Consider the following 12,301-nt stretch of genomic DNA (forward strand, 5'->3'; position numbering starts at 1 on the left):
GTATTAAAATGGCGGGGGTTAAAGGAATCGAACCCTTATCATCGGTTTTGGAGACCACTATATTGCCATTATACTAAACCCCCAAAAATAAAAAATTATTTTCCAAATTTAAAGTGACATACATCACCATCTTGCATAATATAATTTTTACCTTCTTGTCTTAATTTACCAGAGTTTTTTGCACCTTGTTCACCATTATTTTTAATATAATCTTCATACGAAATGACTTCAGCTTTAATAAATTTCTTTTCAAAATCACTATGAATAACACCAGCACATCTAGGTGCATTTCAACCTTTATGGAAAACTCAAGCTCTTACTTCTTGAACTCCCGCTGTAAAATAAGTTTGTAAATTTAATAATTCAAATGCTTCTTTTGTTAACAAGTCTAAACCACTTTTTTTAATTCCGTATAAATTTAAAAATTCATTTTTATCTTCTTCGTTTTCTATTTCAATTAACTCAGATTCTAATTTAACTGATATGGGAATTATTTTTTCATTTTCATTTAAAGAATTTTTAAGAGCACTATAATTTACATCGTTTTCATAATCTTTAATTTGTTCATTGTTTAGATTTGCAACATAAATAATAGGTTTATGAGTTAATAAATGATACCCTTTAATAACTTTATTTTCATTTTCATTTAATTGAATTTCTCTTACTGCTATGTTTTTTTCTAGTTTCTCTTTTATTTTTAATGCAGTAGATTGTTCAAATATTGCCTCTTTATCACCAGATTTTGCTTTTTTAGATATTCTATTTAACACATTATTAATTGTTTCTAAATCAGCTAATATTAATTCATAATCTATAATTTCTTTATCTCTTACTGGGTCTATAGAATTTGCTACATGAATTATATTATTATCATTAAAACATCTTACTACATGAATAATTGCATCTACTTCTCTAATATTTGCAAGAAATTTATTACCTAAACCTTCACCTTTAGATGCACCTTGAACTAAACCAGCAATATCCACAAAATCAAAAGTTGCTCATATTATTTTATTTGGTTTCACTAAATTTGCTATTTTTTGCAATCTTTCATCTATTAATGGAACAGAAGCAACATTTGGTTCAATTGTTGTAAAGGCATAATTACTTGATTCTGCTTCCTTTTTAGTTATCGAACTAAATAAAGTACTTTTTCCTACATTTGGTAATCCAACTATTCCTGCTTTTAATGACATATTTTCTCCTTATGTTTCTATATTTTACTTAAAAATTGTTTTATTTAAACATAAAATATAGTTATTTTTTAGTAAATTTTTATGATTAATATATTTAATTAATGTGAAAGTTTATTTTAAATGAATTTTAGTAGGTATTTTCTTAATTTTTATAACAGGGTTTACAACTTATTTTTTTATTTCTAGTCAACAAAAAATAACAACAGTTGATAAGTTTAAATCAAAAAGATATATAGTTAAAGGTGCTTTTGATCAACCAGGAATCCACATAAGTGATAAAAAATTAACTTACAGAGAATTATTTTTTCTCACACAATTAAAGTCTGATGCAGACATAAGGGATTTTAATTTAGATGATATAGCAATTGAAAATCAAGAAATATATGTTCCATATAAGAATTTGATTCTTTATTGAAATTCTTTAAGAAGTGCTAATGAATTAATTTCATTTGGTTTATCTAATAAATATGCGAAATTAATAATGGATTACAAAGAAAAAAATGAAGGAGTTCCTAGTTGAAACGATATCTTAAAAATATCTGGTATTGGAGTAAAAACAATTGAAAAACTCCAAAGTTTTTTGATACTAGAATAAGTTCATTTAATGTCTTTTTAATTATTTCACTTTTTTATGCTTTTTTAAATAATCAATCAAGTGTTTTTCTTATTTCTATAATTATTTTAATTGTTATACAAATACTTATTTTTAGAACATATTTAATAAGTATAATTATTTGTCTTCTTATTTTATTTTTTTTATATGAAATAAAAAAATATTTGTATAACATTTCTTTATTCTCAAATATAAATGGAACATTTCAAGTCATTTCTATAAAGGAAAAATTTATAGAAGTTAGAAATATTTATAATTTAAAATTTATACTAAAAAAGAATTATGATTTGCATCTTTATCAATTAATTAATGTTAATGGTTATTTACAGTATTCAGATAATATTTATTATATTGATAAACCAAGCATAGTCTATATAAATAATTTTGATGTTAGATTTTATATCTTTAAGTTTTTTAGTTCTTTTAAAAATTATAAAGAAATAGTTATTCCAATAACCTTTGGTTATACATATTCAAAATCAACTTTATTTGAAAACGCAAATAACATAGGGATTTTGCATTTCTTGATTATTAGTGGTTTACATTTTAATTTATTAAATAATATATTGAAAAAGATTTTTAAAAACAAAAAGAAATTAATCAAAGCAATTTTATTTTTGTTTTGGATTTTGACAGTTTGAAGCATTTCTTCAAACAGAGCTATTTTACAAAAGATATTACCTAATAAAATAAAAAACCAAAAAATTCAAAAAGAAACAAAATTATTATATATTTCAGTTGTGTGTCTTGTTTTTCATAATAGTCTGAATGTTGGAATCGGTTATTTTATAAGCTTTACATTAAGTTATTTATTTCTATTTTTTAATCAGAAATTTAAAATAAAAGAGAAAATTCTTTTTATGATTTTTTTGTGAATAGTTTCTAATTTATTTTTAGTCATAAATAATAAAAGCATAAACATTTTATCATTGTTTATTAACTTCTTTTTATCCATATTTTTTGAATGTTTTATTATAATGTTTTTAGCTTTATTTTGATTTCCTTTTGCTTCATATTTTTTAAGTGATTTATTATATGATTTAGTTTACTTTTTATCTTATTTTATTATTCATATTAAGATTGACTTTTTATATAGTAAAGAAATTTTTTCTTGTGTGTTATATGGTAAAACTATGTTCATAATGTTTTATTATAAAAATAATATATAATAATTTCTATGTATTTCATATATGGACAAGAAGATTATTATATAAATGAAAAACTTTCTGAATTGCAAAAAGTATACAAACAAGAAAATATCATAATTTTAAAAGAAAATTATGAAATAACAGAATTCTTAGATTCATTTTTATCCGAATCATTATTTGATATTCCAAAATTATATATAGTTTATGATTTTCCTTTGTTTTTAAGTTCTAAACTAACGAAAAAAGAAAGTAATTTTATAGATTTGTTTATACAAACATTTTCTAAAAAACAAAAAAATACCCTGATTTTTGTATTAAATAAAGAAAAACCATCAAATAACAAATTCACTGACTTTATAATAAATAATTTTGAAGTATTTGAATTCAAAAAAACTATATCAAATCAATGAAATCAAAAAATAAATGAATTTATATTCAAAAATAATATCAAGATAACACAAACAGATTTATTCTATTTTATAGAAAAAAACCCAAAGGATTTAACTTTTGTTTTAAATGAATTAGAAAAATTGAATTCTCTAAAAACAAATCAAATCATAACAAGAGAATTTATAGATAATTACATTTCTGATCTTAACTTAAACCAAACTTTTGCTTTTATGAATTCCCTAGAAACAAATAATATATCTAAAATTTATGAAAAATACAAAGAGAGAACTAACGAAGGTGATTCAATTATTTTGTTAGTATCTCAATTATTTAATATTTTTAATTTATGTTTTTCTATTTATTTATTAAAACAACTGAAATATTCAGATTATAAAATAGCACAAGAACTAAATATACAAGAATGAAGGTATAAGAAATTACTCCAAATATTAAGAACCTATGAAATAAATAAAATTAAAAATATTTTAACTAACCTTTCTTTTGTTGACTTTGATTTAAAAACTACGGAGATTCTAGATGTTGACATATTTGAAACATACTTGATTACAAACTTCTTTTAAGAAGAATAATACTTATATTTTTTTAGAAGAAAAAATAGTCACAGATTTAAATTTAAATAATACTATTAATTATTATGAAAAATTAATTCAAGATATCAAACAAACTGCATTAGTTTCACATAATATAAACATAATTATTCCAGATATATATTTATATTATTTTAATAAAGATATGTTGTATTCTAATGAAAATCATAATATCGAAAATCAAAAAATGAAATCTTTAGATAATTTAAGGATTTTAATCAATACAATATCAGAATTTGAAAATGTAAATATTTTATATAACTTAAAATTCTCTAGTATTTTAAGCATCAGTAAATTAATAGAAAAATATGAAATTATTAATAATGAAAAGTTAAAAGAAGAATACCATAAACTTAAAGATAATAATTTTGAAGAAATAAATGATTTGTTATATACACAGGAATTCGATTTCAATAATATTTTAGAATCAAAGCTAGAATTAAAAAATCAACTTGAGAAAATTATTAATGAATTAATAGATTTATTTAATATTTCAGGTTTATTAATTAATAATATTTCTAAAAAAATAGATAAAATAAAAAAACAAGAACTAAATGATGTTAAACATTATTTATTCAATAACCTAAATCTGACAAAAAAAAGTGTTGGAATTAATTTATATATTTATGAAAATAAAGCAAAAAACTTGTCATATTTTAAAGAATTCAACTTTTTGGATGGTCAATTTTACGAATTAATTCTAGGTAATGATTTCAATAATAATATAAAAAAAATACTAAAGATAGTTAAAACACCTTTTATTCCTATAATCTCAATAAACAAACTATTAACAAACCAAACAAAATATTTGTATTTAATTGATAAAATCAGGCTGCTTATAAATTTATTATCTATGTTTCCAATCTCATTAGGACTCTTTTTTGAAAAAGACAAAATAGAAAGTAATATTTTACATCCATTATATCAAGTCAATGCATATGAAATTTTACTCAAATATTTTTATGAGTGTATTGAAAAAAGAACAATATTTTATAAATTTAATGAAAGCAAGAAAGTTCAAATAAGAATTATTAACAAATTATGAAATACAAAAATAATAAAAATATTAATTAAAATGAATGATGAAAGAGAAGTGGCATTTCTTTTAAATATTTCTAATATTGATACACCGGAATTAAATGCATTTTCTATTAAATTATTGTAATTTATATTTCAAATTTCTTTATTTTGAGTAAAACAAAGAGATAAGTTCTTTTAATTCTGCTGGCTGTATATCTTTTACTTACACAAGATTTTATAAAAGAATTATAATCAGGTTCATTAATATTCTTTTTAAAAAGATTTTCTATCCCTTCATTGACAAGGTGGAATCTTGATATTTTTTGTGGGGATAGCTTTTTTATTATTTTTTGAAATTTAGAATATGTATTTTCAACTAGAAGGCTTTTTCTTATAGAATTTTTATTAAACGGAGAAAAACTAGAGATATCTTCATTTTTTTTAAGCATTTCTCTTAATTTCGTTGCACTAGCAAATAATCCATTAGTTTCATTTGAGTGAAAATCTACGGTTCTTTTGATACAAACAGGAGTTATATCAAAATTATTATTAACAATAGTTTTTACATATTCTAATCCTAAAATATCATTTGGTTGGTTTATTTCATGTCCTGAAAGTTCAGAAAGTGCTAAATTAGTTGCTCTAGGAAAACTATTTCCTTTTTCTTTTAAATATTTTTTTATTAATAAGTTATATTTATCTTCATTGTTTTTTATTATATTTGCTATTTCTATAAATTTTTGAATATCATTAGTTTCAGAACCAAAAACCAAATATTTAATTCCTTCTTTATGAAGTTTTTTAACTGCTTCTCTTGCGAATATATGTGCAGCTTGTGAAGATATTTTAACTTTAAGAGGAATAACTTTGCTAACACCAAATTTTTTAATCATACGTTTTCTTTCTCCATATGATAAACAAATTATTTCACCTCTTTGTGAATATTTATGAGACATAGCCACAACTATTTTTGGATCTTTAATATTTTCTTGGATTCAATTTAATTGATAAATGTGTCCATTGTGAAATGGATTGTATTCTACTACAATACCTACTTTATTTATTTCATTTGTTTTGAACATATAAAAATTATAAAAAATAATATATTTTTTTATTTTAAAAAAAACATTTATTTTATATAATTAATTCACTAATAGAACTATTAAAATAAAACAACAAAGGAGGAATTATGGCCATTGTTCCAAAGCGTAAAACATCTAAACAACGTAAACACAAAAGACAAACACATAGTGCTTTAGATTTACCTAATTTAGTAAAATGCACAAACTGCTCTGAGTTCATTGAACAACATGTAGTATGTAAATATTGTGGTTTTTACAAAGGTGCTAAAATCAAAAACTTTGTTGCTTTAAACGATCGAATCCAAAAATAAATAGCATCGCTATTTTTTTATTACTTTTTTAGAACTTTTCAAGATTTTATTTATTTAATGGATGGAGGTAAAATGATACTATATAAAATTGGTGAAGTAGTTCACAAAAATAAAAATAATTTAATTTTTGAAAATAAAGGAGATGGATACATAGTAACTACTCCAAAACTAGATAGGTTTGAAGTAGGACAAAAATTGAAAATATATTTATATGAACATATAACAGATTATTACCATAATTTTTATGGATTTAAAGAGTTTAAAGAGAGAGTACTTTTTATAGATTTACTAGGTATAGAAAAAATAGGACCGAAAGTAGCTATATCAATGCTTGATAAAGGATGAGAATCAATAGCCAATTATATTGCCAATGAAAATTGACAAGAATTAGCTAAATGTCAATTTATAAATGAAAAAACTGCAAAACTAATTTGTGTAGAATTAAGTGAGAAATGAAGAAAAATGGTTGATTCTAATGTTGCTAAAATAGCAAATGATAATTTTATAATGTCAGAATTATCTAATACATTAGCTTCATTTGGATTTAAGAAAAAACAAATAGATTATGCATTAACAAATGTAACCAATAAAAAAGATTTAGATAAAATGGTTGAAGAAAGTATAAATTTAATAACAAGTTATAAAGATGGAGAAGTTAGAGCTTAGACCTCAAAATTTTAATGATTTTATAGGTCAAAATCATTTAAAAGAGACATTAAAAACAATTATAGATAGTTCTGTTAAACAAAATAAAGAATTGCCACATATGCTATTTTATGGACCGCCAGGTATGGGTAAAACAACATTAGCAAGTATTATAAGCAATGCTTCAGGTAATCAAATACATTATGTTCAAGGTTCAAATATCGAAAAAAAATCTGATTTAATAAGTATGTTGAGTGTTTTAAACGAAAATGAAATTTTATTTATAGATGAAATTCATAGTGTTAATAAAAATATTGTTGAGTTTATTTATAATGCAATGGAAGATTTTGTTTTTGATTTAATTATTGGTGTAGAAGGTAATTCTAAATCAATGAGAATGAAAATAAAACCATTTACATTAATTGGTGCTACAACAAAGATTAATGAAATCAGTCAACCTTTAAAAGATAGATTTGGTTATATAGGAAGAATAATAAATTATAATGAAGATGATATTTTAAAAATACTAATAAACACTTCAAAAAAATTAAAATTAGATATAGATAAAGATATTTTAAAGATAATTATTGATTATTCTAGATTAACTCCAAGAATTGCTAATAACATAATACAGAGAGTCAATGATTTTGCAATTTCAAAAAATAACGGAATTATTGATAAAAAGATAATAGAAAAAACAATGAAATCTATGGAAATTTATAGATATGGCTTAACAAACGAGCATATTCAGTATCTAAAAATTTTAAGAGACGGTTTTTCTGAAAGACCTGCCTCACTAAATACAATTTCAAGTTTGACTCTAGGTGAAAAAAACGATATTTTAATAGAAATAGAACCTATACTTTTGTTCTTGAAACTAATTGAAAAAAACTCAAGAGGAAGGAAAATAACGAGCAAAGGAATTAATTATTTAATAGAACAAAATCTCATAAGATAACTATAATTTGCAATCTATAAAAAAGTAAAAATGTGGTATATTTATTTATATGTATAAATATAAAAAAATATTTTCATCAAATAAATATATCAGAATCATATTTAGTTTTTTTATGATTATTTCTGCTATTTTATCCATTGTATTTGGTAGTTTTTTTTATTTAAATAATAATGTAAAAACATCTTCAGATTATGGTAATGGAATAAAAATAGTTGCACAATCTAAAGTGAATTCAGAAAATTCTACACTAGAATTAACAGAAAAAATAAATAAGTCAATTCAAAGAAGGATATTAGGAACTGATGTAAAAACATTATCACCTGGTTTTCTTGAAATACAAAAAAGTGGTGAGTTTTCTGAAAAAGAAAAAAATGATTTGGAAAATGAACTTTTAAATAAACCTTCAATAATAGTTACTGATAACAAAAACAATACTTTGTTTGTAGAAGGTTTGTATAAAAAAACACCTATACTTGATAAAGATATAAAGAATTTTAACCCCCCATTCCAACTAGAAGGTGCAGAATATTCAAATTCTAATTTTAATAATTCTCATAATGTCTTAATTTCATTAGATGGTGTAAATGGAAAAAGTGAATGAGCAAAAATGATTAATGATTTATCTCAAGATGAATCTAATCAAATTTTAATTTGACTAAATTATGAAAAATTAAAAACAATTGCTGAAAATGAATATCCAGTTGAATGAGAAAAATCAGGTAAAGATTTATGAAAATTCATTCATGTTAACGAGGAATTAACTCATAAGGATTCTAATAATCGTGATATTCCTAATTCAATTAAGGAAAATGTATTAGAAATACAAAAGAAATATTTAATAAGTGTATTAAATCCTAAAAACATCTCTAGAGATTCAAAAATCACAATATCAAATAATTTATCAAATACACAAGCAAATGAATTATCTAATAACATTAATTTTGCTCTAAGCGATTATGATATAAATTTAGTTTCAAGTACATATATAGAAAATAACAATAAAGCATTTTTTTATACATTAATAAGTTTATTAATTATCTTCTCACTAATATCATTATTTATGATTTATAACTACGGATTATTAGGACTAATAAATGCATTATCTGGAGCTTTATATTTATTTTTAACAAATTTAATTAATATCTCTTTAGGTGGTTTTTATTCACCTATTATGTTTCTTTTTATGATATTGAATTATTGATATTTTATAGATTTAAATATCATAATATTTGAAAAAATAAAGAAAAACATCTTTTTAGGTGATACCTTGAAAAAATCTCTAAAGAATTCATATAGAGATAACTTATATGGTATTTTAGATAGTAATATACTTATTTTGATTTCCGGTCTATTATTATTTTTCTTTGGTTATAATTTATTTAATACATATGGAGTTATATTTAGTATTTCTTCAATAGTAATCTTATTCATTATTTTATTTTTTAATAGATACTTAAATGAATTTATTATTAATAATGATTTTTGAAGTCATAAATTATTTCTTGCAATAGGTTATAAAAAGAAATTTCAAAATTATCAAAGTAAAATTGAAACAAAAATTTCTAATGCAAATATTTTTAAATTTTCAAATTATTTATCTATATTATTTTTTGCATTTATTTTAATAGGTGTAATAACATTTTCAGTATTATCAGGAATTAATCAAAATATATTAAGTGGTTTAAATTCATCATTTGAATTTGCCGGAGGTAATAATGTCATAGCAACCGGAAAACAAACACTAAATAATTATTTAACATATTCTTCGGGTAATGAATTAATTAATAATTTAAAAACAGATTTAAATTTTTCTAACTCTTTAATTTTTAATTTATTTAAAAATTCACAAGCAGACGATAAATATACTTTATTTATAAATTCTTCAAATATATTAAATAACGAAGAAGTTAATTTAATAATACAAAAGATTAATTCATTTGATAACACATTATCAATTACAAGTTTTACAACATTACCAATAGAAACTAATAAATTACTAATTAATTTAATTATTATTTTTGGCATACTAATAATTCTTTTATTTATTTACTTTTTTGTAAAACTAGGATGAACTTATAGTTTATCTGCATTAATAGGATTTATTTTCTTGTTCTTAGGACTATCCAGTGCGTTAATCGTATTTAGAATTCAATTAAATACATTTACTATTTTGAGCATAATTCTTTCGTTGAATTTATTTATTTATTATTCTTATATTGTTTTAGATTCATTAAAGAAATTAATAAAAGAAAAATACCACAAATATATAATGAATAAAGATGAAACAAAAAAAGCAATATCACAAAATTTATCTAATTTAACAAAAAGAAATCTTAATTTATTTTTAATCTTTATTTTTAGTTGTTTTGTATTTTTTGCATTTAATAATATTATAAATATTTGATATACATTATTTTTAATGATTTCTGTTATTTTAATTTATTTAATCTCGAATTTTATACTTATGAAAGTCTTTCTTTTTTTTGAAACAAGAAAACAAAATATATTAAAAAAGAGAAAAGATTCAGGGTATTGAGATATCAATAAAAGAGAAGAACAATTGTTTATTGGAATTAATGATTTTGAATAATTAACTACCTATTGAATAGGTAGTTTTATTTTAAACTTTTAAATATGGTAAAATATTATTAAATACTTAAGGAGTTATGAATGAAGTTATCAATTATTTCTTTAGTTAACAAATCAGCCAGAGATGTAAATTCATTTCTAAAACATTTAAAATATCAAGATAACCAGGATTTTGAAATCATCTTATGTTTGAACAATAATAAAAATACTCAAAAAATTATTAATGAGATAAATGAATATTACTCTTTTTTTAATAGCAGATTAAAATTAATTTATAACTTTAAAAACATTTCTAATCAGTATAACTTATTAAGTTCTTTTAATGTCATTTCTGGCGATTATGTTGTTGTTTTAAATAGTGATAATAAACTTAAAAAACATTATATAGATAAAATGATAAAGGATTCTCAAGAATATGATGTTGATATTCTTGAGTACCAACCACGAATCATCGGTTCAATTAGATGAAAACCAAAACAAAGATTGGATATCTCACAAAAACTTTCTATCCGTAAGCAAAAGGAAATAATTGCTTATTCATATCCTTTTATATTTAATAAAATATACAAAAGAACTCTAGTTCAAAAAGTTTTCGAATATTCGCTTAAAAACTTGAATGATACAAAAATGTGTGTTGAATTGAACTATCTTTTATTATTAAATGCTGATACTTATTTTTATTTAAATTATAGAATTCATAGAGAACAATTTAATTCAAACATCTGATTTAATACTCATAAAATAGCTCAATCATTTGAAAATGTAGAAAAGATAACTAATTCAATTTGAAAAGACTTTTGAAATGATGAATTAGCATATGCTAAGTATTATTTAGTCAAATTAGTTTTAACAGCTTTTTTAAATGAAACATTTTTTTTATATAAAAAATTTTATAAAAATCAAAGAAGTCTAATAAAAGAAAGAAAAACAATATTAATGATTCAAAAACATTATGAAGTATTAAAAAAATTAGAAAAAGACTTCAACAAAACAGATTTTATTAATCAAAATAAATATATGCTCAAAAAAACAACCGAAACATATTTGTTGCAATCTAAATATGAAAAACTAATAAAAGAAAAGATTTTAAGTTCTTTAGAGTAAATGTATCAGAACGTTAATTTTTTAAAAAGATTAATATCTGACATATTTGATTTTGCAATATATATATTAATTTTAGTTTTATGGATTTATTTATTTAATTTAATTAATAATAAAGAAACTATAAATTTTTTTAATTATTATTTTCCTATATTTTCAATAATTATATGAAGTAATATTTATTATTGTTTGTTTCCGATACTTACTAAAGGAAAACTTATAAGTAATTACTTGTTTAAAACAAAGATTATAGATGATAAAGAAAAAGAATTTCGTTGAAATATAATGTTAAAAAGAAATATTACCAATTCTTTTTTTATTACTTTTATTTGCTTATTCTTAATTTTATTTATATATCCATCTGATTTTGATGGACTAAAATTAGTAGATTCATTTAAAACTAATATTACTTATAGATTAATAACTATTTTTATAACTTTTTTTACTTTTATAAAGATATTTAACTATATCTTATTAATATTCTGAAAAAGAAGACTTTCTCTAGTAGATTTTTTAACGAACACAAGGGTAGTATTTAATAATAAAATAGAACCAATAATTGAAAATATATGTGAACTTAAACCTTTCGAGAAGAAATGAAGAAAAATAACAAAAGCAAGCAATAAAGAAATTTAATAAG

Annotated in this window: 12 protein-coding genes and 1 tRNA gene; 10 read left to right on the forward strand and 3 right to left on the reverse strand. The window is 21.0% G+C overall.

Annotated elements, in window-relative coordinates; genetic code table 4:
• Positions 1-9 precede the first annotated feature (9 nt).
• Positions 10-83: transfer RNA gene (locus RRG59_RS03035), tRNA-Trp, on the reverse strand.
• Between the two features lie 12 nt (positions 84-95).
• Positions 96-1,196 (reverse strand): redox-regulated ATPase YchF, encoded by a 1,101-nt coding sequence (gene ychF, locus RRG59_RS03040; RefSeq protein WP_322902075.1) that lies wholly within the window; start codon positions 1,194-1,196, stop codon positions 96-98.
• Between the two features lie 103 nt (positions 1,197-1,299).
• Here ychF and RRG59_RS03045 point away from each other — a divergent pair, with 103 nt between their 5' ends.
• From RRG59_RS03045 to RRG59_RS03060, 4 genes are all read left to right on the forward strand, one after another.
• On the forward strand, positions 1,300-1,791 hold the full coding sequence (locus RRG59_RS03045; protein WP_260621896.1) for an MAG0490 family ComEA-like DNA-binding protein: 492 nt from the start codon (positions 1,300-1,302) through the stop codon (positions 1,789-1,791).
• Positions 1,792-1,973: 182 nt separating this feature from the next.
• Positions 1,974-2,978, forward strand: a complete 1,005-nt coding sequence (locus RRG59_RS03050; RefSeq protein ID WP_322902077.1) for a hypothetical protein — start codon at positions 1,974-1,976, stop codon at positions 2,976-2,978.
• A gap of 8 nt (positions 2,979-2,986) precedes the next feature.
• Positions 2,987-3,928: a DNA polymerase III subunit delta gene (gene holA, locus RRG59_RS03055; protein WP_322902078.1), complete on the forward strand. Its 942-nt coding sequence runs from the start codon at positions 2,987-2,989 to the stop codon at positions 3,926-3,928.
• Positions 3,885-5,120 carry a hypothetical protein gene (locus RRG59_RS03060; protein ID WP_322902080.1) on the forward strand — a complete coding sequence of 412 codons (1,236 nt, stop codon included), beginning with the start codon at positions 3,885-3,887 and terminating at the stop codon, positions 5,118-5,120. Before holA ends, RRG59_RS03060 begins: the two co-directional genes overlap by 44 nt.
• A gap of 1 nt (position 5,121) precedes the next feature.
• Here the strand turns inward: RRG59_RS03060 and RRG59_RS03065 are convergent, their stop codons facing one another.
• Positions 5,122-6,057 carry a nucleotidyltransferase gene (locus tag RRG59_RS03065; RefSeq protein WP_322902081.1) on the reverse strand — a complete coding sequence of 312 codons (936 nt, stop codon included), beginning with the start codon at positions 6,055-6,057 and terminating at the stop codon, positions 5,122-5,124.
• Positions 6,058-6,164: 107 nt separating this feature from the next.
• Between RRG59_RS03065 and rpmF the strand changes: the two genes are divergently transcribed.
• From rpmF to RRG59_RS03095, 6 genes are all read left to right on the forward strand, one after another.
• Positions 6,165-6,368, forward strand: a complete 204-nt coding sequence (gene rpmF / locus RRG59_RS03070) for a 50S ribosomal protein L32 (RefSeq protein WP_036430401.1) — start codon at positions 6,165-6,167, stop codon at positions 6,366-6,368.
• A 72-nt stretch (positions 6,369-6,440) separates the two neighbouring features.
• Positions 6,441-7,034, forward strand: a complete 594-nt coding sequence (ruvA, locus tag RRG59_RS03075) for a Holliday junction branch migration protein RuvA (protein ID WP_322902083.1) — start codon at positions 6,441-6,443, stop codon at positions 7,032-7,034.
• The gene (gene ruvB, locus RRG59_RS03080; protein ID WP_322875372.1) at positions 7,015-7,971 is read left to right on the forward strand and encodes a Holliday junction branch migration DNA helicase RuvB; all 957 of its coding nucleotides are present in this window, start codon (positions 7,015-7,017) and stop codon (positions 7,969-7,971) included. The genes ruvA and ruvB overlap by 20 nt, the downstream gene beginning before the upstream one ends.
• Before the next feature lie 49 nt (positions 7,972-8,020).
• The gene (gene secDF, locus RRG59_RS03085; RefSeq protein ID WP_322902085.1) at positions 8,021-10,561 is read left to right on the forward strand and encodes a protein translocase subunit SecDF; all 2,541 of its coding nucleotides are present in this window, start codon (positions 8,021-8,023) and stop codon (positions 10,559-10,561) included.
• An 80-nt stretch (positions 10,562-10,641) separates the two neighbouring features.
• Positions 10,642-11,664: a glycosyltransferase gene (locus tag RRG59_RS03090; RefSeq protein ID WP_322902087.1), complete on the forward strand. Its 1,023-nt coding sequence runs from the start codon at positions 10,642-10,644 to the stop codon at positions 11,662-11,664.
• Positions 11,665-11,892: 228 nt separating this feature from the next.
• Positions 11,893-12,297 (forward strand): hypothetical protein, encoded by a 405-nt coding sequence (locus RRG59_RS03095; protein ID WP_322902089.1) that lies wholly within the window; start codon positions 11,893-11,895, stop codon positions 12,295-12,297.
• Positions 12,298-12,301: the final 4 nt, after the last annotated feature.

The sequence above is a fragment of the Mycoplasmopsis felis genome (assembly GCF_034647055.2).
GTDB lineage: Bacteria > Bacillota_I > Bacilli_A > Mycoplasmatales > Metamycoplasmataceae > Mycoplasmopsis > Mycoplasmopsis felis.